26 protein-coding genes, 1 tRNA gene, 1 pseudogene and 1 riboswitch are annotated in these 23,347 nt (G+C 32.0%); of the genes and pseudogenes, 4 read left to right on the top strand and 24 right to left on the bottom strand.

Translation table 11 applies throughout. From position 1 onward, the window contains the following. Positions 1–7 precede the first annotated feature (7 nt). Positions 8–670: a helix-turn-helix transcriptional regulator gene (locus tag ACU68W_RS07115; protein WP_094224981.1), complete on the top strand. Its 663-nt coding sequence runs from the start codon at positions 8–10 to the stop codon at positions 668–670. Between the two features lie 14 nt (positions 671–684). Here the strand turns inward: ACU68W_RS07115 and ACU68W_RS07110 are convergent, their stop codons facing one another. The 4 genes from ACU68W_RS07110 to ACU68W_RS07095 are packed head-to-tail and all read right to left on the bottom strand — an operon-like array spanning position 685 to position 3,489. Further along, positions 685–825, bottom strand: coding sequence for a FeoB-associated Cys-rich membrane protein (locus ACU68W_RS07110; protein WP_094206053.1), 141 nt, complete (start codon positions 823–825; stop codon positions 685–687). Positions 826–852: 27 nt separating this feature from the next. Further along, positions 853–2,982, bottom strand: a complete 2,130-nt coding sequence (feoB, locus tag ACU68W_RS07105) for a ferrous iron transport protein B (RefSeq protein ID WP_094203986.1) — start codon at positions 2,980–2,982, stop codon at positions 853–855. Positions 2,983–2,994: 12 nt separating this feature from the next. Then, on the bottom strand, positions 2,995–3,225 hold the full coding sequence (locus tag ACU68W_RS07100; protein WP_094206128.1) for a FeoA family protein: 231 nt from the start codon (positions 3,223–3,225) through the stop codon (positions 2,995–2,997). A 39-nt stretch (positions 3,226–3,264) separates the two neighbouring features. Further along, positions 3,265–3,489 (bottom strand): FeoA family protein, encoded by a 225-nt coding sequence (locus ACU68W_RS07095; RefSeq protein WP_094206054.1) that lies wholly within the window; start codon positions 3,487–3,489, stop codon positions 3,265–3,267. A gap of 344 nt (positions 3,490–3,833) precedes the next feature. On the opposite strand from ACU68W_RS07095, the gene glmS reads away from it, so the two are divergent. Then, entirely contained in the window at positions 3,834–5,654 is a 1,821-nt protein-coding gene (gene glmS, locus ACU68W_RS07090; protein WP_446756327.1) for a glutamine--fructose-6-phosphate transaminase (isomerizing), read from the top strand. 71 nt (positions 5,655–5,725) lie between these two features. Here the strand turns inward: glmS and tsaD are convergent, their stop codons facing one another. The 5 genes and pseudogenes from tsaD to ACU68W_RS07065 form a co-directional block, all read right to left on the bottom strand. Further along, on the bottom strand, positions 5,726–6,748 hold the full coding sequence (tsaD, locus tag ACU68W_RS07085) for a tRNA (adenosine(37)-N6)-threonylcarbamoyltransferase complex transferase subunit TsaD (protein ID WP_242428045.1): 1,023 nt from the start codon (positions 6,746–6,748) through the stop codon (positions 5,726–5,728). Positions 6,749–6,769: 21 nt separating this feature from the next. Continuing rightward, positions 6,770–7,162: pseudogene (gene rimI / locus ACU68W_RS07080) on the bottom strand (ribosomal protein S18-alanine N-acetyltransferase); the annotation flags it as partial. A gap of 4 nt (positions 7,163–7,166) precedes the next feature. Beyond that, the gene (gene tsaB / locus ACU68W_RS07075; protein WP_094206057.1) at positions 7,167–7,853 is read right to left on the bottom strand and encodes a tRNA (adenosine(37)-N6)-threonylcarbamoyltransferase complex dimerization subunit type 1 TsaB; all 687 of its coding nucleotides are present in this window, start codon (positions 7,851–7,853) and stop codon (positions 7,167–7,169) included. Beyond that, positions 7,834–8,298, bottom strand: coding sequence for a tRNA (adenosine(37)-N6)-threonylcarbamoyltransferase complex ATPase subunit type 1 TsaE (tsaE, locus tag ACU68W_RS07070; protein WP_094223697.1), 465 nt, complete (start codon positions 8,296–8,298; stop codon positions 7,834–7,836). The genes tsaB and tsaE overlap by 20 nt, the downstream gene beginning before the upstream one ends. A gap of 110 nt (positions 8,299–8,408) precedes the next feature. Next, positions 8,409–8,999: an ECF transporter S component gene (locus ACU68W_RS07065; RefSeq protein WP_094210068.1), complete on the bottom strand. Its 591-nt coding sequence runs from the start codon at positions 8,997–8,999 to the stop codon at positions 8,409–8,411. Positions 9,000–9,069: 70 nt separating this feature from the next. After that, positions 9,070–9,184: riboswitch (FMN riboswitch) on the bottom strand. An 83-nt stretch (positions 9,185–9,267) separates the two neighbouring features. Here ACU68W_RS07065 and ACU68W_RS07060 point away from each other — a divergent pair. Together ACU68W_RS07060 and ACU68W_RS07055 are read left to right on the top strand one after the other, a co-directional pair. After that, positions 9,268–10,530 carry a M18 family aminopeptidase gene (locus ACU68W_RS07060; RefSeq protein WP_094223698.1) on the top strand — a complete coding sequence of 421 codons (1,263 nt, stop codon included), beginning with the start codon at positions 9,268–9,270 and terminating at the stop codon, positions 10,528–10,530. A 174-nt stretch (positions 10,531–10,704) separates the two neighbouring features. Further along, positions 10,705–10,781, top strand: a tRNA-Pro gene (locus tag ACU68W_RS07055). A 148-nt stretch (positions 10,782–10,929) separates the two neighbouring features. On the opposite strand, the gene ACU68W_RS07050 is transcribed toward ACU68W_RS07055, so the two are convergent. The 15 genes from ACU68W_RS07050 to ACU68W_RS06980 form a co-directional block, all read right to left on the bottom strand. After that, positions 10,930–11,607 (bottom strand): 5'-methylthioadenosine/adenosylhomocysteine nucleosidase, encoded by a 678-nt coding sequence (locus tag ACU68W_RS07050; protein WP_094206060.1) that lies wholly within the window; start codon positions 11,605–11,607, stop codon positions 10,930–10,932. Beyond that, positions 11,604–12,953 (bottom strand): phosphoglucosamine mutase, encoded by a 1,350-nt coding sequence (gene glmM / locus ACU68W_RS07045; protein ID WP_094223699.1) that lies wholly within the window; start codon positions 12,951–12,953, stop codon positions 11,604–11,606. The genes ACU68W_RS07050 and glmM overlap by 4 nt, the downstream gene beginning before the upstream one ends. Before the next feature lie 103 nt (positions 12,954–13,056). Continuing rightward, a complete protein-coding gene (locus ACU68W_RS07040) occupies positions 13,057–13,308 on the bottom strand; it encodes a hypothetical protein (RefSeq protein ID WP_180960072.1) in 252 nt (83 codons plus the stop codon). Between the two features lies 1 nt (position 13,309). After that, on the bottom strand, positions 13,310–14,287 hold the full coding sequence (locus ACU68W_RS07035; RefSeq protein ID WP_094223701.1) for a CdaR family protein: 978 nt from the start codon (positions 14,285–14,287) through the stop codon (positions 13,310–13,312). Continuing rightward, positions 14,277–15,119: a diadenylate cyclase CdaA gene (gene cdaA / locus ACU68W_RS07030; protein WP_094223702.1), complete on the bottom strand. Its 843-nt coding sequence runs from the start codon at positions 15,117–15,119 to the stop codon at positions 14,277–14,279. The genes ACU68W_RS07035 and cdaA overlap by 11 nt, the downstream gene beginning before the upstream one ends. A 103-nt stretch (positions 15,120–15,222) precedes the next feature. Beyond that, positions 15,223–15,486, bottom strand: a complete 264-nt coding sequence (locus tag ACU68W_RS07025) for an HPr family phosphocarrier protein (RefSeq protein WP_094223703.1) — start codon at positions 15,484–15,486, stop codon at positions 15,223–15,225. 56 nt (positions 15,487–15,542) lie between these two features. After that, positions 15,543–16,085, bottom strand: coding sequence for a rubrerythrin family protein (locus ACU68W_RS07020; protein ID WP_094223704.1), 543 nt, complete (start codon positions 16,083–16,085; stop codon positions 15,543–15,545). Positions 16,086–16,170: 85 nt separating this feature from the next. Then, complete coding sequence (mreB, locus tag ACU68W_RS07015) at positions 16,171–17,214, bottom strand: rod shape-determining protein (protein ID WP_094206067.1); 1,044 nt, start codon at positions 17,212–17,214, stop codon at positions 16,171–16,173. Between the two features lie 8 nt (positions 17,215–17,222). Then, positions 17,223–17,702, bottom strand: coding sequence for a 2-C-methyl-D-erythritol 2,4-cyclodiphosphate synthase (gene ispF / locus ACU68W_RS07010; RefSeq protein ID WP_094223705.1), 480 nt, complete (start codon positions 17,700–17,702; stop codon positions 17,223–17,225). Continuing rightward, positions 17,699–18,394 carry a 2-C-methyl-D-erythritol 4-phosphate cytidylyltransferase gene (gene ispD, locus ACU68W_RS07005; protein ID WP_094207462.1) on the bottom strand — a complete coding sequence of 232 codons (696 nt, stop codon included), beginning with the start codon at positions 18,392–18,394 and terminating at the stop codon, positions 17,699–17,701. The genes ispF and ispD overlap by 4 nt, the downstream gene beginning before the upstream one ends. A gap of 126 nt (positions 18,395–18,520) precedes the next feature. Further along, entirely contained in the window at positions 18,521–19,609 is a 1,089-nt protein-coding gene (locus tag ACU68W_RS07000; protein WP_242428027.1) for a PIN/TRAM domain-containing protein, read from the bottom strand. A 39-nt stretch (positions 19,610–19,648) separates the two neighbouring features. Then, positions 19,649–20,131, bottom strand: coding sequence for a CarD family transcriptional regulator (locus ACU68W_RS06995; RefSeq protein ID WP_094223707.1), 483 nt, complete (start codon positions 20,129–20,131; stop codon positions 19,649–19,651). A gap of 144 nt (positions 20,132–20,275) precedes the next feature. Continuing rightward, positions 20,276–21,232, bottom strand: coding sequence for a 3D domain-containing protein (locus ACU68W_RS06990; protein ID WP_094223708.1), 957 nt, complete (start codon positions 21,230–21,232; stop codon positions 20,276–20,278). Between the two features lie 413 nt (positions 21,233–21,645). Then, positions 21,646–22,026, bottom strand: a complete 381-nt coding sequence (locus ACU68W_RS06985) for a hypothetical protein (protein WP_002835162.1) — start codon at positions 22,024–22,026, stop codon at positions 21,646–21,648. Further along, entirely contained in the window at positions 22,019–23,326 is a 1,308-nt protein-coding gene (locus ACU68W_RS06980; RefSeq protein WP_311437424.1) for a coproporphyrinogen III oxidase, read from the bottom strand. Before ACU68W_RS06980 ends, ACU68W_RS06985 begins: the two co-directional genes overlap by 8 nt. Between the last annotated feature and the right edge of the window lie 21 nt (positions 23,327–23,347).

Genomic DNA, 23,347 nt, shown 5'->3' with positions numbered 1-23,347 from the left:
ATTTTATATGTTCGAATTGGAATCAAAGTTAATAAAGGCTGTTCAGATAAAATCAAACAAAAAAGCACATGATTTAGCTGAAGAAATACTAAAAAATTGGGAAGATTCTGAAACTAATATTAGATCCCAAAAGAACACAATTATTCAGTTATTAGCGATATTTTCATGGAATCAGATGAAAAATATAAACGATTCTCAAAGTTTAAAATATTGTGAAAATGAAAAAAACAAACTATTATATAAAGTAGAAAATAATGAATCTGAAAACACCAGTGAAATACTTCACGAAATCGTAGAATATTACACTACAAACCAAAATATATTTACAAAGGGTTGTGAAAACCCATTAATCAGAAGGGCATTGGATTATATTTACAATAACAGTGAGCAGAAGATTTCTTTGGATATTCTGTCTGATCACTTGCACGTGTCCAAAAGCTATTTGTCGACATTGATTTGTCAAAACACGGGAAGCAATCTTCCAAATATTTTGACTACTTTTAGAATAGAAAAAAGTCTACTGCTTTTGACTTACACCGACAAATCCGTTAGCGAGATTTCAAAGGAAGTTGGGTTTCAATCTGATTCATATTTTTGTCAACAATTCAAAAATATAAAACAAATTACACCTAAAAAGTTTAGAACAATAACAAAGCGTGACCTCTGCTAAAGGCCACGCTTTTTTTATTGTTTATTGTAATTATTAGAATGAGGGCAAGAAGTGGAACCGCAATCACAGCTGCCACCTTTTTTAATAATACGACGCACTGCAAACACAATTGCTACGACAATTATTGATAATACTACTATATCAGCTATATTCAAAAAATCACCTTCTTTTAAATTCTATCTCTATTCTACTGCTCTTTTTGATTGATTGTTTTTGTATTTATCTTTTCTAAATATCAAATACAACATTCCAACAAATACTACAAGTGCTATTCCTGTCATTATTGTAAATGGTTGTTTTACTACCAACACATTTAAGAATTGAAATACCATGAATGCAATTAGATAAGCAAATATAATTTGATAAATAATCGCAAATGCTGTCCATTTAGAAGAATTCATTTCTTCTTTTATAGCACCAACTGCCGCAAAACAAGGAACTGTTAATTGGTTGAATACCAAGAAACTCAAAGCAGATGCTATAGTGAAGTTACTTTTTACCAAATCAGCTATTTTAGCTGTATCATCACCTACACCAGAAACTATTCCGTAAACGCTGACTACCATTTCTTTAGCAACAGTTCCTAAGAATGAAGCTACAGTTGCAGTCCAATTTCCGAATCCTAATGGAGCAAATAATGGCGCGAATATTTTTCCGATGAACGCCAATATAGTATCGGTACTATCATCAGCGAAATGAACAAATTCTCCCTTAACAGAAATATTTTGTAAAATCCAAACGCAAATTGATGCAACTAAGATTATTGTACCTGCTTTTATGATAAATGATTTAGTTCTATCCCAAGTTACACGCAAAACATTTGAAACAGTTGGTTTGTGATATTCAGGAAGTTCCATTACAAATGGTGCAGGTTCTCCTGAAAAAGCTTTTGTCTTTTTCAAAATAAGGCCACTGATTATTACTGCCAAAATTCCTGTAAAATACAATAATGGAGCAAACCACCATTGACCGAAAATCGCTGCTGCAAATAATGCTATGATTTCTGTTTTTGCACCGCAAGGCATGAATGATGCAACGATGATAGTCATTTTTCTGTCGTTTTCATTTTCAATAGTTCTTGTTGCCATAATTCCTGGAACTGAACAACCAGTACCAATTAAGATTGGAATAAATGATTTACCAGATAAACCAAATTTTCTGAACATTCTATCCAACATAAATGCGATTCTTGACATGTATCCTATATCTTCTAAAATAGCTAACAATAATTCCAACGTTGCAACCAAAGGCAAGAATCCCAATACTGCACCAACGCCGGCAACAATACCATCAACAACAAGGCTTGTTACCCATTCGCTAGTTCCGATTGCTTCTAATCCTTTTGTAGCTAAATCAGCTAATGCAGTTCCCATCACAGTATCTGCCCACCAATCGTGGAATGGAGGACCACCAACAACCTTTACCGCAATAAAGTAAACGGCTATCATTATCAATACAAAAATTGGTAATGCCAAAAATCTGTTAGTAACCACCCTGTCGATTTTATCACTAGTTGTTAATCCCGATCTTCCTTTTTGTACAGAATCTGAAATTACTGAAGTAATGAATGTATATCTTTCATCTGTAATTATGGATTCACCATCATCATCGTATTCTTCTTCAATTTTCGAAACAATTTCTTCAACTTTTGCTTTTTCTTCATCAGTGATATGAACAGCTTGTAATGCTTTTTCATCTCTTTCCAAAGCTTTTACAGCAAACCATCTTTTTGATTCAGAATTTTTAATGGATTCTACACTATTTTCTATTTCAGTAAGCACATTTTCAATTTCATCACTAAATGATTTTATCGATTCATGATGAGATTTCACTTGTTTTTGTGCAACTTCAATTAATTCATCCAAGTTTAATTTTTTAAGTGCTGATACTTCAACTATTGGAATTCCCAATTTTTCAGATATTAGTTTTGTGTTTAATTTATCGTTATTTTTCTTAACGACATCCATCATATTAAATGCCAAAACCATTGGAATTCCAATTTCAGATAATTGTGTTGTAAGATACAAGTTTCTTTCAATATTTGAAGCATCCACAACATCAATAATTACATCTGGTTTCTCGTTTATTAAGTAATTTCTACTAACAACTTCTTCCAAAGTATATGGAGAAAGCGAGTAAATTCCCGGTAAGTCGGTAATTTTAATATCTTTGTTATTTTTTAAGGTTCCCTCTTTTTTTTCTACAGTAACGCCTGGCCAGTTACCAACATATTGATTGGATCCTGTCAATGCGTTAAACATAGTAGATTTACCACTATTAGGGTTACCTGCTAAAGCAATTCTTATTGACATAAGTCCTCCTAATTATTTATCTATAATTTCTATTAAAATATTTTCTGCATCATCTTTTCTAAGACTTAGTTCATATCCTCTCAAATTAATTTGAACTGGATCTCCTAATGGTGCTACTTTTCTGATATAGATTTCTACATTTTTTGTAATACCCATATCCATTATTCTTCTTTTAACAGGACCTTTCCCCAAAATCTTAACAATCCTGTAGTATTTTCCTACTTCGGCGTGTTTAAGATTCATTTCGTTATCCACTTATGTATCCTCCTTGATAAAATATCATTAAATATGATTTACCATAATTCTCATAGCTATATCTTTTCCTATAGCCACTCTTGAACCTTTGATTTTAACTATCAAATTTCCGTGGCTTTCTGAAACAACACTCACGAGCGCCCCTTCAACAAAGCCCATATTATTCAACAGTTTTTTTTGTGAATCATCTTTTATTTTTTTTATTTTTACGATTTCAAAATCTTCATTGAGTGGCACTAATGCCAAATTCATTTAATCACCTTCATTTAAACGTTTAAATCTATTACATTGATATTATATTGATAAAGAGTATTAATGTCAAGAGAAATTGAGAATTATTTTCTCTTCTGTTTTCATTTGTTACAAAATTATTGCAATTTGCTAATAAAATTTACACTACATTTTATATTTGATATAATATCTCAAGAGATAAAAATAAAAAAGCGCCAGACCTTTACGGTTAACGAGGGATAGAGTTATCGAATTTTTCGGCGGGAGCTCTATAGGTAACACAGCCTTAGCATTTAACAAAGTTCAAGAGCAATTTTGAAACAAAAATAATGAAGTGTATCTCTAAAAAATTTGGAGGTAAATATATGTGCGGAATAGTATGTTATAACGGCGAAAAATCAGCCGTAGAAATCATATTAAACGGATTAAAATCTCTGGAATACAGAGGTTATGATTCAAGCGGTATTTCTGTAGTAACAGATAAAATCGAAACAGTAAAAAGAAAAGGAAAATTGCAAAATTTAATAGATTCTATCGATGAAATCGACAACAACGCTAGTGTCGGAATTGGTCACATTAGATGGGCAACTCACGGTGAACCAAATGAAATTAACGCTCATCCACAAGTAAGTGAAGATGGTAAATTCTCAGTTGTTCACAACGGTATTATCGAAAATTACAAAGAATTAAAAAAAGAATTAGAAGATAATGGCTACACTTTCAAATCAACTACAGACACAGAAATTGTTGTTGCATTGATTAGCCAGTACTATAAAGACGATTTATTAGAAGCAGTAAAATCTACAATCAAAAGATTAAAGGGAGCTTATGCATTAGGAATTGTTTCAGAATACGAAAAAGACAAACTAATCGCTGTAAGAAAAGAATCTCCGTTGATTTTAGGAAAATGTGACGACGGAATAATTCTAGCAAGTGATATTCCTTCTGTTTTAAAATACACAAGAGACATCGTGTATTTGGAAAATGGAGACATCGTAGAAATAGATAAGAAAAATTACACAATTTACGATAAAGATTTCGAAAAAGTTGATCGTGAAGTTAAAACTGTAGACATGACAATTGATCAAGCTAGTAAAGGTGGCTATGAGCATTTTATGTTAAAAGAAATTCACGAACAACCAGTAGTTGTTAAGAAGACTTTGGAGGTTAATGTAAAAAATAACGTAATAGATTTTGCAGAAAATTCATTAACTAAAGAAGAATTATCAAAAATAAACAAAGTATACATCGTTGCATGTGGTACAGCTTATCATGCAGGTGAAGTTGGTAAAGTTGCTATTGAAAAATTGGCAAAAATACCTGTAATTACTGATATCGCATCAGAATTCAGATACAACGATCCATTTATCGATGAAAACACTCTAGTGATTTTGATTTCTCAATCAGGAGAAACTGCTGATACATTGGCAGCTCTTAGAGAATCCAAAAACAAAGGTGCAAAAATCTTGGCAGTTACAAACGTAGTTGGCTCATCAATAGCAAGAGAAGCTGACAAGGTTATCTACACTTTGGCAGGTCCAGAAATTGCAGTAGCCAGTACTAAAGCATACATTTCACAATTGGTTACAGTGATAATGTTGGCTTTGGATTTTGCAAAGAAATTAGGCACAATTGAAGATTCTGAATATTCAAAATACATCGAAGAATTAAAAACAATGCCTGAAAAAATAGATGAAACACTAAAATCAGAATCAATAACTGAAAAAATAGCTGAAGCTATCAAGGAAGATAAATCGATGTTCTTTATCGGACGTGGATTGGACTTCTTGAGTGTAAAAGAAGGAGCTTTAAAATTAAAAGAAATTTCCTACATTCACACTGAAGCATTCCCTGCAGGAGAATTAAAACACGGTTCAATCGCTTTGATAGAACAAAACACTCCAGCATTATCAGTTATTACACAATCAAAATTAGCTGAAAAGACAATTTCAAATGTTCAAGAAGTTGTGACAAGAGGAGCGAAAGTATTCACAATCACAGTTGAAGGAAATGACAATATGAAAGATTTCTCAGAAGAAATCATCTTCATTCCTAAAACGTTAGAATTATTGTATCCGATACTTTCAGTAGTTCCTGAACAATTGTTGGGATATCATACTTCTTTGAAAAAAGGCTTAGATGTAGATAAACCACGTAACTTAGCAAAATCAGTAACAGTTGAATAAAAAATATGGAGTCCTCATTTTAAAGTGAGAACTCCTTTTTTAATGTTAATATTTAATTTTATAGCTACATTTTATAATTCTAAATTAGGATAAACTTTCAAATCAAGTCCATCTTGTTTTCCGTTGATATAATCATAGTATCCAGCAGTTGCAATCATTGCAGCGTTATCTGTGCACAAGATTTTATCTGGAAAATACACTTGTATTCCTTTTTCTTCTGCTTTTTCCAAAACTCTCTCTTTTAATCTAGAATTTGCTGCTACTCCACCACTTAGTACGAAAGTTTTTTGATTTTTTTCTTCTAATAATCTAAAAGATTTTTCAACCAAAACATCTATGACAGCTTCTTGGAAAGATGCTGCAACATCTTCTTTTATTATTTCTTCGTTTTTTTGATTTTTATTGTTCAAATAATTTAGAACAGCTGTTTTCAATCCACTAAAACTAAAATCGTAGCTGTCTTTTTCAAGCATTACTCTTGGAAAATCTATCGCTGTTGGATTTCCTTGTTTTGCAAGCCTGTCAATAACAGGCCCACCTGGATATTCCAATCCCAACGCACGTGCAACTTTATCATAGCTTTCACCACAAGCGTCATCTCTTGTAGAGCCAATTATTTCGTAATTTTGATAATCTATAACATCTATTAAATAAGTGTGTCCGCCAGATACAACCAAGGAAATAAATGGTGGTTCTAATTCTTTGTGGCTAATGTAGTTTGCACAAATGTGGCCTTGCATGTGATTTACCCCTACAAGAGGCTTCTTCAAACAATAGCTCAATGATTTTGCACAAGAAATCCCAACTAATAATGCACCAATAAGTCCGGGACCTTTTGTAACGCAAATTACATCAATATCTTTCAATGATAAACCTGCTTCGTCCAAAGATTGTTGCAAAATAGAGTTCATTGCTTCTAAGTGAAGACGGCTCGCAACTTCCGGAACCACACCACCATATCTTTTGTGTACATCTATTTGAGAAGAAATCACATTACTCAACACTTCTCTTCCATTTTTTACAATCGCAACGCTTGTTTCATCACAAGATGTTTCAATTGCAAGCGTAATTATATTTTCTTTAATATCATCCATATTCAACATCATCCTCAATGCGTCTTCTTTTGGAGTTTCGTAATATCCGTTAATTCTGCCGTTTTTTTGAAATCCAAATTTCGTGTAAAGATTAATTGCTTCAAAGTTAGACTCTCTAACTTCCAAGAAAATATTTTTGACATTTTCCTTTTTGCAAAAATCTAACATAAATTTTATAAATTCAGTTGCAATCCCACAGTTTCTGCAACTTTTTTTCACAGAAATTGTTTGTAATTCAGCTTCATCAACAACTATTGAAAATCCAATAATCCCCACGATTTTGCCTTCTTTTTCTCCGACAAAATAATGATTACATTCATTTTTCAAACAAGCTTCGTATCCTATTTTGCTCCAAGCATCTGAAAAACTTTCCCTTTCAATTTCTACAACATCATCCAAATCAAAGGAATCCATCTGTCTAATTATCATTACTGTGTCTTCTTTCGTAATCTCGTTGTGCTTGTGATTTTCTCACATAATCTGGGCTAAGAGTGTAATAGCTATCAAATGTTTCGGTTTTATTTGCCAAGTCACAAATCGACCTTGTAATACAATTATTCAACGAAGAATTTGCAAGGTGGAAGTTCTTCTTAGATTTGATTTCATCTAAGAAAGAATACACTCCATCTCCCACGAAAATATATTCCTTATCATCGTCAAGTTGTTCAACCAAATCTTCAAAATAAATCAAATCATCATCCATCAAACGTTCTAATTTTGAATCGTTAGTGAACATCGAGTAGTAAACTCTCCCACCTCTTGCATCCAAAATAGGAATAATGATTTTGTCAGTGCTAATCATATTAGCCAAAGCTTCCAAGGTAGATATGCCGACGATTTTTTTATCGAAAACTTGTGCAAAAGTCTTTGCAGTGGTCATTCCAATTCTAAGACCAGTAAAAGATCCAGGTCCCTTGCACACCGCAAACACGTCCACATCTTCAATTTCTGTATCTAATTTTTCAAGCATTTGCTCAATCATCAAAACCAAAGTTTCGCTGTGAGTTTTCTTTTGATTTATATTATAATCTCCAACGATTAGTCCATCTTCCATCAAAGAACAAGAGCTAATCATAGTTGAAGTATCAATCGCTAAAATTTTCATTTAATTCCTCTATAATTTCTTTTTCTCTTTTGTTGTTTCCGTCAATTCTAATTTTTCTGGAAACATCACCAGTTTTTTCAATGTAAATTTCAATTAAATTTCTAGGCATATAAGACTGTGCTTGACTAGCCCATTCAATGATAGTAATTCCTTCTGGATACAACAACTCATCTATATCTAAGGATTCTATCTCCATCTCATCTTCTAATCTATACAAATCAATATGATTTAAATCAACATCACCGTAGTATGTATTTACCAATGAAAAAGTTGGACTGGTTACACTTTCTTCAATACCAAAACTTTTTGCAAAAGATTTAGTAAGAGTAGTTTTTCCGGCTCCCAAATCACCAATCAAAGATATAACATCTTGTTTTTTTAAAGCTTTTGCAAAAAGTTGTCCAAATTTTTCAGTATCTTTTAAATCATTTAAAATATATTCCATAAATATCACCAAATAAATTATATCACAACTGAACAACAACAAAAATGACTCATTATTTTAGATTAATGAGTCATTGTATATTTTATGAATTTTTACATGTATGTTATTGATTATTTTTTCAAAAATCTTGAAATTGGCTTGTAAAGTGCGATTGTAACTGCAGATACGATGATACCTTTTACAATGTTAAATGGCACTATACTGAAAAGCACGAACATCAATGGAGTGCCTGCCAATGAATTTACTTTTGCAAACTCTTTTGTAAAATCAACCAAATTAATTCCGTACAATGGGAAAATTACAAAATAGTTAGAAATACAAGCAACGATTGTGTAAGCCAATACGCCGAAAACTAATCCAGTGATTGCTGATTTTCTGCTTTTGCCTTTGTTGTAAATTGAACTTGCTACAACAACGAATACTGATGACAATATAAAGTTAGATAATTCCCCAACTCCACCAGTAGTTGTTCCGTTGATTATAAAGTTCAACAAAATCTTAACTGCAGAAGTCAACACACCTGCTACAGGTCCTAGTGCAAATCCTGAAATTAATACTCCCAAATCTCCAATGTCCACTGTCATAAATGGTGGTGCAAATGGTAGAGGGAATTTAAAAATCATAAGCAATGCACTTATTGCCCCTAATATACTGATCTTCACCATAGTTTGAGTACTAGAATTTTTTCTTGTGGTTTCCATAACCTACCTCCTAAGATTTTCAAGGGCAAATAAAAAAGCCCTTATATTTAGGGCTAAATGTTAATTATTACATTTACTTCTTTCGTCCAGACTTTACTGTCGGTATTGGAATTACACCAATTCATGCATAATGCTCGCGGACTATAACCGCCGGTGAGGAAATCAACCTCGCCCTGAAGTAACTTCATTATACCACTAAGTATATTTTTTGTAAACTTTTAGTATTAAGTATTTTTATTTTTGGGTATACTATTAATGAGGTGATTTTATGAACATAACAAAAGAATTAATGAGTTTTATCGATAATAGTCCATCTGTTTTTCACGTTATCGATAATTTCAAAAAAACACTAACAGAAAACGGATTTACTGAATTAAAATTTAAAGATAATTGGAAAATCGAAAATGGCAAAGGATATTTTGTAACAAATAACGATTCATCAATTATCGCTTTTAAAGGAAGTTCTGATTTCGATAATATCAGATTGATTGGGTCTCATTCAGATAGCCCAACTTTTAGAATAAAACCAAATTCTATCGTAAACAAAGACGGATTTTTGACTTTAAACACTGAAGTTTACGGTGGACCAATACTAAGCACATGGTTCGACCGTCCATTGTCTGTAGCTGGTAGAGTTGTTTTAAAATCAGATAATCCTTTCAAACCTGAAATCAAACATATCAATGTAGACAAAAATTTATTGATAATTCCTAACGTTGCAATCCACATGAATAGAGATGTAAATAACGGATACAAATTCAATGCACAAAAGGACACTTTGCCACTTTTAGCATTATCAGAAAAAGATTCAAAGATTTCTTTCGAAGAAATTTTAGCGAGAAATACCGGAATAAATTCAGAAGATATTTTAGATTTTGATTTGTTCTTATACGACAGACAAAAAGGAGAATTTGTCGGAGAAAATGACGAATTTTATTCAGTTGGAAGAATTGATAACTTGGGAATGGCTTTTAATTCTATCAAATCCTTAATAGATTCCGACGTTACAAACACATTAGCCTTAGCTATGGTTTTTGATAACGAAGAAATCGGATCTTCTACAAAACAAGGAGCAGGAAGTACACTTCTAAGCGATTGCTTCAAAAAAATAGTCGAAGATAACAGCAAAAACTTCTACGAAGTATTGCACAATTCTTATCTAATAAGCGCTGACCAAGCACACAGCTTGCATCCAAATTACACAGAAATGGCTGACCCTACTAACAGACCACTAATCAACAATGGCCCTGTTATAAAATATGCGGCAAATGGAGCATATACTTCTGATGCTGTTAGCTCCTCAATATTTAAAAAATTATGCTTAGATAAAAACATTCCATGCCAAGAATTCACAAACAGATCAGATAAAAGAGGAGGCTCCACAATTGGACCTATCACTGTTTCTAATTTGGATATTCAATCTATCGATATTGGAAATGCAATTCTTTCAATGCACTCTGTAAGGGAATTAGGTGGATGTAAAGACAACGAATATATCTACGAATTATTCAAGTATTACTACGAATATTAACAAAATGTAAATTAAAAGTTAAGATTTTTTAATTCTTAGTAAAACAGAGATAAAATGTGATTATTAAATTTAATCACTTTTATCTCCTTTTATTTAGCTATAAATGGATTTGTCATAAATCTAAATCTATCGTATACTAATAAAGTACTTGAGATAAGCAAGTAATAAAAACGTCGGGGTGTAGCGCAGTCCGGTAGCGCACGTGGTTTGGGACCATGGGGCCGGGGGTTCAAATCCTCTCACCCCGACCATAATCACAAATTATATTTGTGATTTTTTTGTTTCCTTTTGTTATTGATATTATGAAAAAATACATCTGTTTCGTACAGATGTATTTTTTTGCCCATTTTTAATAAAATAAAAACGCAGGACAAATTCTCATTCATCCTACGCTCTTATCTACATATTTTTAATCAATACAACTACACTATGTGCAGCCTTCTTTGTTTTTGTTTCTAAATCATTGTAAAATTCATCATCCGCATCGTCATCTGCAAAGTCGGACAAACTTCTTATAACCAAAAACTTCACATCGTTAAGATAACACGTATGAGCAATGGAGCAGCCTTCCATTTCGGTTCCCAACGCGTGATATTTTTCAAATAACTCTTCTTGCTTTTCAGTCGTTGAGATAAATTGATCTCCAGTTACAATAAGGCCTATCCTGTGCTTCAAATTTTCTTGTGTCATAATCTCATCCAATTTTTTCAATGTTACACTATCAGCTTCAAAGGTGTCAGTGTAAGGAATATTGTCGCTAAAAATATCCAAATTTATGTCGTGGTATTTTAATTTGTCCGCAAGTATTACCTCATCAAAAGTAAGAGATTTGTCCAATCCACCGCACACACCACAATTTATTACCAAATCTGGATTGTACATATCGATAATTCTTTGTGTTAAAGCTGCTGAGTTTACTTTTCCAATTCCACAAACGCAATTTATAATTTTCTTGTCTTCAAATTCCGAAACATATATTTCATAGTGATTGAACTTGTCCTTTTTAACCGGCTTAAATTGTTCTCTGAAATACTCTTGTTCACTTTCTAATGCTGAAATAATCGCTATTGTTCTCATATCAACTCACATCTTTCTTCGATTAAATCTTTCAATTCAATAGCCTTCTTTTCCAAAACTTCTTGGTTTTCTCCTTCAATCATAACCCTAATCAAAGGCTCAGTTCCAGAAGGTCTTATCAAAACTCTGCCTTCATCTTTGAATTCATGCTCAAGTTCAGCTATTTTTTGATTGATTACTTCATCATCTTTGTACACTTTTTTGTATTCATTATTAACCTTTGCATTCACCAAAACTTGTGGGAAACTAGTCATCAATTTGTTCATTTCTGATAGTTTTTGTTTTGATTTCACAGCTATTTCCGCTAATTTAATCGCCGATAATATTCCATCACCAGTAGTATTATCTTCTATGAAAATAATGTGTCCTGATTGTTCTCCACCAATAATGTAGCCATTTTTTCTCATTTCTTCAAGAACGTATCTGTCTCCAACTTGTGTTTTGATAACATCCACGCCAACTTCTTTCAAACTTTTTATAAGTCCGATATTGGTCATAACAGTTCCTACAACTGCATTGTTCTTAAGCTTGTTGTTTTCTTTTAAGAAATGTCCAACTGCACAAATAACGTGGTCTCCATCCATTATTTCACCAGTTTCATCACAAGCAATCAACCTATCCCCGTCTCCATCAAATGAAAATCCCATATCAGATTGAGAAATTTTTACCAAATTACATATAACTTCAGGATTTGTCGAGCCACATTTAAAGTTGATATTCTTTCCGTCGTATTCTGTATTTGTAACAGTCACATCAGCATTTAATCTATTGAAAATAATTGGTGCGATTTCAGAAGTAGCTCCATAACCACAGTCCAAGCTCACCTTCACACCAGTCAAATCCAAATCAACCCTGCTCAAAAGATAATTGATATATGTATCCTTTGCGCATTCTTCTTCATAAACTCTACCTACTTTTTCTCCTGTAATTTTTACGTCGATTTCATCTTGATGATCAATCAAATATTCGATTTCTTCTTCAAGACTATCTTTTAATTTGAAACCTTCATTCGAAAAATATTTTATTCCATTAAATTCGTAAGGATTGTGGCTTGCAGAAATTACAATTCCACAACAAGCATTGTAAAATCTAGTCAAATATGCAACAGCTGGTGTAGGAATCACGCCTAATCTGTACACATCAAAACCCATGCTAGTAATTCCACTAATCAAAGCCGCTTCCAACATATCCCCAGAAATTCTAGTATCTTTTCCTATAACAATTAATTTGTTATCTACATCTTTTAATTTATAACAAGCTGCTCTCGCAAGCTTATAAGCTAATTCAACAGTTAAATCTTCGCCTGCAACGCCTCTTATACCGTCAGTTCCGAAATATTTTCCCATCAATATCCCCCTCATATTTTTATAATCTAATTATAACACATAATATAAAAATCAATTAAAATGTACATTTTTTGCAAACAAAAAAACGAGTTTGCACTCGCTTTTATATAAACATAAAACTTGTAATCGGTAACAAGAACAATGTATTTATTATTAAAGTTTTTAAATTTTCAGTTTTATATGAAAAGTACACACCAATAAAAGATGTGATTGGCAATGAGAAAAATACAACTTGGCTCAGTAATTTTGGAAAATCCGGTGATGTTTCAGCTACTCTTTCCACATAAAATGAAATTGCTGTTAGAATTATACCTATTACAATTGTTATTAATGGGATTTTGTTTTTAGTTTTCATATTATTTTTCCAGGACAACTGTTGCTGTGATTCTTCCGTTGGAGCCTTCTGCAAGTACAATTGATTGCGGTAAGTCCAATGTTACATCTACTGTGTTTTCTCCCTCTTTAAAACTTTTTAAATCTATGGCTTTTGTTGTTATATTTGAATGTGATTTTATAATATCATCTTGACCTTTTATCTTTACTGTCGGTCTACTGAATGTAACTTTCTTGACTTTCAACCCGTCTGGAATATTAGTCACAACTGGTTTGATTTCAACATCTTTTTTAAGCAATACATCTATTATTACTTTGCAGCTTTCAGATGATTTTGTCAAGTATGATCCTGTAGTGTCGTCTTTTAAGCTTAGATTAATCGGTAAATCTAGGTTGATATCCTTGTCAATATTTGATTGATCAATTTTGACTGATGCGTAATCAATTGAGTTGAGATACGTCTTAGCTCCAGATACTTTTATATCTTTTGGATCTAATTTAATAGAATCAATTTCGACATTTCCCGCCAAATCTCCTACTTTCATTATTCTTATAGGAAATTTAACAGTATCAACTGTTTCTGTTTTCACCAAAATAGTTTCGTCAGATTGATCTGATACGTTAACTCCTTGAGGAAGGCTTACCTCTACGGGTAATGTTTCAGAATCAACTTTTATAGATTTAACATCTACAAAAGCTTTTATTTCCGAATTTTTCATTTTAGTGATTGTGTTTCTTCTTCCTTCCACACGCATAGATATTGTAGGAGTTTTCGGCGATATTATCACTCTTCCATTTTCTCTTAACTTATCTACGCCACGATATTCAACGTTTACTACTGGAATATCTTTTGTTACTACAGGGTTTTTATTTCCCATTACAAAAGACCACAAAAATATCGCCAAAAAAAGACAGACTATTTTGATTATAAGATTGTTTGAATAAAATCCTTTGAAATCAATATTTTTTAAGTATGAACTATTCTTTAATTTATCTTTCATCTTCTATTTCCTTTCTGTTGAAAATATAAGAATCTTGATCATTGTATAATTTTGTCAGAATCTTTGTTAGAGTTGGTTCATCAACGTATCTGTTGATTTTACCGTGTTCAGCTATTGAAATACCACCTGTTTCTTCTGAAACTATAAGTGCCAAACAATCACTTTTTTCACTCATTCCTATAGCTGCCCTGTGTCTTGTTCCCAATTCTTTAGATATGGATTGTTCTGTGGACAATGGCAAAAAACATGCCGCCGCTTTGATAGTATCATTTTTGATTACAACCGCACCATCATGAAGTGGAGTATTAGGTATGAATATATTTATCAAAAGTTCGCTAGAAATCGCAGAATTTAAAACTGTGCCTGTTTCTACAACGTCTCCAAGACCTGTACTTCTCTCGAAAATAATCAATGCACCAATTTTTTGTCTTGAAAGTGAAAATACAGCGTGTACAATTTCTTCCACGCACTTATCCACTTTCTCTCCTCTGATATCCGCAAATGATTTGGTCAAAATATTACTTCTACCTATTGTTTCCAAAATTTTTCTAAGTTCAGGCTGGAATACCACTATTATCATAATAGCCAAAGCCGTCATCATGTTCTCCAAAACCCAGTTTACAGTGTATAATTTCAACGAATCACTAATTTTTACAAAAATAAATATGATTACAAGTCCTTTTACGAGTTGTTCAGCTCTTGTTTCTTTTATCATCATATATAGTTTGTAAATACAGACCGCAACTATAACGATATCTATGATATCCAAAAATCTTAGTGTATTGATCATATTAAAAAATTTATCCAAAAAAACCAAATTAATCATTCCCATCTATGCTTCTTTAATTATATGATACCATAAATTATCACCAATTTTTTGCAAAATTAAACGATTATAGCACTGTTTATTCGTAAAAACATTTTCACACTATATTTTAATAATCCAATCCGTTTTCAATTAATTCGCTTAATTTTTCAAGTGCTGATTGCTCATCTTCACCATCACATCTTAAAATAAGCTCACATCCTTTGTGCGCTGATAATGACAAAATGCTTATAATACTTTTAGCACTGTATGTTTTATTGTCTTTTATGAATTCAATATTAGAATTGTATTTTACTGCTTCATTCAAAAATTTGGATGCAGCTCTTGCGTGAAGTCCTATCTCGTTTGTTATACAAACCTTTTTCTCTACCATAATTTCCTCCAGATTTTAAAAATATAAGCCGGTATTACCCGGCTTATATCAAAAAATTAATATTCTATGAATTTTTCGGATTTGCATCCGCAAATTGGACATGCATCGATTTTTTCAAATCCTATGTATCCGCAAACTGGGCATAGTAATATTTCTTCTACTTCTAAGTCTTTTCCACCGTCAACGAATTCTTTTGCTTTTCCGAATCTTTCAGCGTGAACTTTTTCTGCTTCTACAGCAAATCTCATAGCTCTTACTGCTTCTTTTTCTTCTTGCATTTCAGCTACTTCTATGTAAGCTGGGTACATTTCAGTTGCTTCGAAGATTTCTCCTTTTCTAGCTCCTTCTAAGTTTTCAGAAGTGCTTCCAATTCCGAAACCAGCCATGCTAGTTACTGCGAAATCACCGTGAACATCTTTTAATGCATCAAAGTGTAATGCAGCGTGGATTTTTTCAGCGTCAGCTGTAGCGTTGAACAATCTTGCAACATTTTTAAAACCGTCTTTTTCAGCTTTATTCCCCCAAATGTTGTATCTGTTTCTTGCTTGAGATTCTCCTCCGAATGCTGATTGTAAATTTGTTTGTGTCATCATTTTCATATCAAAATACCCCCTATTTTATTTTATACATATATTATACCACATCGTTAACAAGCAATGAATACAATTTGTAATAATTACAATTTTATCTCATTCTGCTAACAATTACTTTTCTTCTCAAATCTTGATGAGAATCACTGTCTTCTTTTAATTTATCCATCCACATTAATGATTTACCAGTTCCCCTAACAACTGCCGTGATTGGACCATCTACAATCCTAGCGTTCACACCTATTCTTTCAGAAATTAATTTATCCAATCCTTTCAGTAGACATCCACCGCCACTCATAATGATTCCTCTTTCGTAAACATCCGCCGCTAATTCAGCTGGAGTTTGTTCCAAAACTTCTTGAACAGTGTCTACAATTTTATCTATTGGCTTTTTCAATGCAACTGAAATATCTTTTGACGAAACGTAGATGTGCATTGGTAATCCATTTACCAGATTTCTACCTTTGATTTCGTACAACTCTCCATCATCTCTAGGATATGCACTGCCTACATTTATTTTAACTTTTTCTGCAGTAGATTCCCCAATTATCATATTGTATTTTGTTTGGACAAAATCTTGAATTTTTTTATCAAACTCATCGCCTGCAACAGGAATTGATTTATTAATTACAATTCCTCCCATAGAAATCACCGCAACATCTGTAGTTCCTCCACCGATATCTACAACTATATTACCTCTTGCATCTGTTACATCAATTCCTGAACCTATAGCTGCTGCTAATGGCTCTTCTATTAAATATGTGTTGTACGCTCCAGCGTATTTTGAAGCTTGAATGACAGCTCTTCTTTGAACTTGTGTGATTTGACTTGGAACGCAAATCAAAACCTCTGGTCTGATTAGTGATTTGCCCAAAGTTTTTCTGAGCAAATAAGAAATGATTTTTTCTGTTGAATTAAAATCTGCGACCACGCCATCCTTTAGTGGTTTCTTAGCGACAATATTTCCTGGAGTTCTCCCCAAAATTTTCTTAGCGTCTTTTCCAACAGATATTATTTTGGAATTAAAACTATTCATCGCCACAACTGAAGGCTCATTTAATACGACTCCTTTGTTTGGCAAATACACAAGAACAGACGCAGTTCCCAAATCTATTGCTATTTTTCTTCGAAAATTCATATTATCACCTATAAAGCTTTTTTATTTAATATGCAGACACTGTTAGCTGTAATGCCTTCACATCTGCCTTCAAAGCCAAGTTTTTCTGTTGTAGTTGCCTTGACTGAAATGTTAAAAGTATTAGTGTGCAAATCTTGTGCGATATTTTCACGCATTGTATCGATGTAATCTCTAAGTTTAGGTTTTTGGCAAGAAATCGTAGAATCAATATTTCCAACTTCATAACCCATATCATCCATGATTTCAAAAACTTTCCTAAGCAAAACTCTGGAATCAATGTCTTTGTATTTCATATCAGTGTCTGGAAATAATTTGCCGATATCTCCCAAACAAAGTGCACCACAGATCGAATCCATTATAGCGTGAATCAAAACATCTGCATCACTGTGACCTAAAAGTCCCTTGTCATGTGGAATTTCAACTCCGCCTAATATCAATTTTCTATCTTCAACAAGTTTGTGTACATCTAACCCAAAACCTATTCTCATTCGTTTTCTCTCTTTCTAGCAATTAACTCTCCAAATAGCAAATCCTCTTGTGTTGTTATTTTGATGTTTGAATAATCGCCCTTAATTATTTTAACTTTTTTACCGACGATTTCAAGTAAAGATGAATCGTCTGTCACATTTATTTTTTCGTCAAATACTAGTTTGTATGCGTCTTTGATAGACTTATATTTGAAAACTTGTGGCGTTTGCGCCATATACAAGTGTGATCTATTAGGAGTGTTAACAACCCTCATATCATCGTCAACATATTTTATGGTATCCTTAGCTCCAACGCTCACCACAAGCCCATCATAGTCGCCGATAGATTCGATGGCTTCGAGTATTTTTTCACGTCTAATAAACGGTCTTGCTGCATCATGGCTTATTATCAAATCACAATTTTCATTTACTTTATTCAAGCCATTGTATGTAGATTTTTCTCTTGTGTCTCCACCGATAGCGATTACGATATCTCTGTAATTTTTATCTTTTATAAAATTTCGTACAAATTCTTCGTCTTCTTCTCTAATTACAAGAATGAATTCCTTGATTTCGTCAATTGATTGAAACACATCCAAAGTCATCTCCAAAATCATTTTGTCTTTTATTTTCAAAAATTGTTTTGGAATTTTTTTATTCATTCTTTGAGAGGATCCAGCCGCAGTTATAATAGCTGAAATATATTTATCCATATAACACCTCATTATTATTATATCAAAAAATCAATTTAATTAAAAAGATTTGCCATTGCAATAAAAAAGAGAACTATACAAATAGTTCTCTAATAAGTTCAAATAATAAAATAAAATATATAACTACTAATCTTTTCCCTCAGATTTCTTTGCAAAAATCATTTTTCCTGCAGAAGTTTGAAGAACACTTGTAACAGTACATTCAATAACTTGTCCCAAATATTTTTTGCCATCTTCAACTACAATCATAGTGCCATCGTCTAAGTAGCCTATACCTTGATTATTTTCGCGTCCTTCTTTGATGATTGACACATTTATTGGTTCACCTGCCACGAAAACAGGCCTCATAGCATTTGCCAAATCATTTATGTTGAACACGAAAACTTCCTGCAAGTTTGCAACCTTATTCAAATTATAATCGTTCGTCAGTAAATTCGCATTCAATTCTTCTGACATTTTCACAAGCATTGAATCGACCTTATCAATGTTTGGATATCTCTTGTCAACCACTTTAACCTTGTCCTTGTACTCAGTTTGCATAGTTTTTAAAATATCCAATCCACGTCTTCCTTTTTGCCTTCTCAAATAATTATCCGAATCTGCGATATGTTGAAGTTCTTCGATGACAAATATTGGAATTATTAAATTTCCTTCCAAAAATCCCGTCTTCAATATATCGATAATTCTACCGTCAATAATAGTAGAAGTGTCTACTATTTTAGGTCTAACTTTGCTATCTTTGCTTGAAAATTTGAGATTTGGTTTTTCTTTAGTTTTGATTCTATCGAAAAACGCGAGAAAATCATCGTGATAATTAAGAGCAAGTTTTGCTCCCAAAAATCCCATTCCAATATAAAACACAATTTCAAAAATAACAGTCAATACAGTTCCTATACCTGGAATATTTAATTTTAACAACGGTTGCGATATCAAAAATGCTAGTATAAGCCCTACCACAAGACCAATTGTCCCTATAACAATATCGACCAGAGAGAACTTTTTAAGAGAATCTTCAATAGATTCTATCAATTTTAATTCTACTGATATGAATTTCGGAGCCAAAGCATAAAATATAAATCCAAATACGACTGCCGCTACAATCATAGCGACTATCTTAATAATCACACTAGTTGATTTTTCAATAAAATTACTGAAAATAACATTAGTAAATATAATTCCTAAAATAGCCCCGATGATAGATATCAGTATTGACATCCCTCGTCTGAACAAAATATTTCTCCTTTCACAAATATTTTAATCTAAATCGATTAATTCGTTCACCATACTTTCAGCTTCTGATGGTTTAATATTCAAACCACTTGCTATTTCGCTAATAAGCATTTTTCTGGAGGTATTAAGTACTTTCTTTTCAATCATGGATAGGCCTTTTGAATAATCTAATTCATACAAACCCTTATACACAATAGCAGTTTCTTTTATATCTCCCATTCTCAATTTTTCGAGATTTTCTTTGTACCTTTTATTCCAATTTGAAGGAAAATCAACTTCGCTATTCTTTAAAATATCTCTTAAAGAATGAATAGTTTCTTCTTCTGCAACAAATCTTATTCCCATATCATTTATCTTATCTACAGGTATCGAGATTTTCATTTCCCCCATTGGCATTTTCAAAATATAATAATCTTTTTTAACTCCCAAGACCTCTTTATTTTGTACTTCGGTAATTATGCCTGCACCGTGCATAGGATAAACAATCTTATCGCCTATTTTAAACATACTATCACCTCACCTTATATTATAGCTTAATCACAAACTTAATTCAATAACAAATCTTTTTATTATATCATATCTTATGTATTTGTCAATCAAAAAAAGACGATGAAATTCATCGCCTTCATTAATCGTAGTAATAATATTTAATTAATTTAAAATTGTAACTCTAACAGTTCTTCTTCCCCAATTGTTGCTTTGAGATTTTGAACCAAATACTAAGTCGATTCTATTTCCTTTAATAGCTCCACCAGTATCTTCTGCTCTAGCGTATCCATAACCTTCAATGTACAATCTAGTTCCTAATGGAATAACTCTAGGATCCACAGCTGCTACACCATATCTAATTGACGTTCCCATTGCAGTTGTAGAATATCCACCATTTTCTGCAGGATCTGAAGTATAAGCAGTAGATCTCATTGTGATAGTTCTTCCTGAAACATTTTGAGGAGCTGATTGTGCTTGTTGTTTTTCCTCCTTAGCTCTTTCTTCTTGTTCTTTTTTTCTTTTTTCTGCAAGTTTTTGAGCTTGGATTTTTCTTTCTTTTGCTAATCTTTTGTCTCTATCTGCTGGAGACTCCTTTGTTGTATTCTTTGCAACAATATAAGCAGTTCTTCCGAAATAAGTAATTCTCAAATTATCTTCATCGATATGACCTTTGATTTCTGAGTCTTTGTCGATTACTCCCAATTCTTTTGCTTCTTTTTCTTTTGAATCGAAAACTTTAGTTTCTTCGTTAACCCATCCTTCAAATTTGTTTGGATCTGGTTTAACTTCTTTTTCTGACAAATATGATTTATAAATAAAACCTTCGAATTTTTTGTCACCTTTTGTGAAATTTACTTTCGCAAAAACTTCTCCGATTTTTTCAACTTTTACATTGTCACCTTGTTCCAATCCTTCGATTATTTTACTATGTTCATTTTCTTTCTTAAACAAATCTGTATCATCATTTATCCAATATTTTTTTGATTGTATATTTTCACTTGATTTTTGTTCTACTTTAACATTATTTAAATCTTTTGCTTGTGAATTTGATGGTACAAATGCTAATAAACTTGTCATAATGACAACCGAAGAATTTAAAATTAACTTTCTAAAATTCATTTGTATCTCCTCTTTCTTTTTTAGATTTTTTTGTGTTTAATTTTTACTACTCGGCTATTTTATTAAACCAAGAAAAATAATTCAAGAAAAAAGATCATATTTTTAACCCTTTAAATGATATTTGTTTTCATTAAAACTCTTTGTATCTATTCGCTCAAATTTTAAAATTGTTAAATGCTTGAAAATTAAGGGTTACAAAAAGGTTACAACAATTTATAATTTCATTTGTTAATTGAGTACAACAGTCTGAAATATTTCATTTTTGTAATATTTGAAGTACTTTTGACTAGATTTAGAATAAATTGTCATTATAAAACCAAAAAAATCCCCATGAAAGTTATCCAAAACAAGAAATTTTGAATTACAATCATGAGGACTATGTCATATATTATTCAATTAAAAACATTGATGTTCTACAATTCTCCCAATTCCTTTTTCAATTCATACACTAATTTATTCTCTAGTTTTTCCACATCCATTACGAAATTCATCAATCCGCCGAATAATGATTTGTTGTGAAGTTTCATATCAACATCCACAAAACTTCCTGAATTTGTATCTCCAAAATCAAAATTCAAATATCCATCTATGCTTTTGGAGTTTAAATCGATGTACATTTTTTCGTTTTCAACGATTTCTTTTATAGTGTAAGTCATTGTAACTCCTAAGTTATCTATTACGTACTGATTTTCAACTCCTGTTGGTTTTGAATTGTCTAACAATCTATCTTTTATCGTTTGGAAAACTCTACTTTTATCCGATTTGAATTCTTCTCTTTTCTTTAGTTCACCCATTGATGATTTCCACCTTTCTTTTTATTATTTCGTCTAATTTTTCTGAATAATCTCTTAAATTTTTGTAGTTTGTGTATTTTATTATATCATCTTTTATGATTTTAGAATTAGCAGTCATTCCAAATCCTATTATGCTTTCTAATTCTTCATTGATTACGATATTGTATCTGGAAGGAATGTCTTTGCAATATCCGATATTTTCCATGTTATTCAGAATATTTTTCTGACGATATAAATAATACGGACGGTAATTATTTTGAAATGTCCATTTTTTTATCAATTGCATTTGTTCCTCAGCAATATTTTCTTTAAAATTTCCCTTGTCGTATTGTTGTGAGTATTTACTTCCTTTTTTTATCGACAGTGTGTGAAAAGTTATATTATCAGGTTGTAGCTGTCTTAGAATTTCGAGGTTTTTTTCTGTATTGTTCACATCATCGTATAATAATCCAAGTATGAAATCCATATTTATCACAAATCCCAAGTTTTTGGCTTGAGTGTACAAATCAAGTAAGTTCTCATTATTTTGAATCCTTCCCATAGCTTTCAGTGCTTTTTCGTTAAAAGTTTGTGGGTTCAAGCTAATTCTTGTCACGTTGTACTTTTTTAACAATTTTAGCTTGTCAAAGTCCAAGCTATCTTCTCGTCCCGCTTCAAATGTGTATTCAACCAAGTTTTCTGACACAAAACAGTTTTCAATAACTTTCAATAATTTTTCTAGCATTGTGTAGTCTAAACTAGTCGGAGTTCCACCCCCAACATAAATTGTTTTAATTATGTTTTTGTCGATATTTTTTGAGACTTCGGTTATTTCTTTTAATAGATACCCCAAGTATTCTTCTCTTCTGTCGTTGTTTTTGTAAACAATAGTAGGAAAGGAACAATAATCGCATCTGCTCGGGCAAAAAGGAATATTGATGTAAATGTTGTAGTTTTCCTCATCAAAATCTAAACTAGACTGAACCTCGTCTATATCTCTAAGTAATTTCAAATTCTCATCATTAATTAAATACATTTGTTTTAATTCTTCGTCTGTATGATTTTTCAAAATCTTAGATGGTTTCGTTCCAGTTAATATTCCCCAATCATTTGTATAATTGTATCTTCTTGAAAATATGGTATAGAGTATTCTTTTTAGTTCTAATCTTGTAGTGAATGGATAAGTTTTCTCTTTTTTCACGTAATCTTTTCCTACGACAAAATCACTTTTACCAAATTCTAGATTTTGTTTGGAATCAAATATCGTAAAAATATCTATGCACTCTTTTTGATATCTTTTGTCTTCTAATTGTATTTTCATATGCTTAAATTAAATAATCCG

The organism is Finegoldia sp. P2-F-LR (genome assembly GCF_052932265.1).
This window is presented reverse-complemented; position numbering and strand designations above follow the sequence as displayed.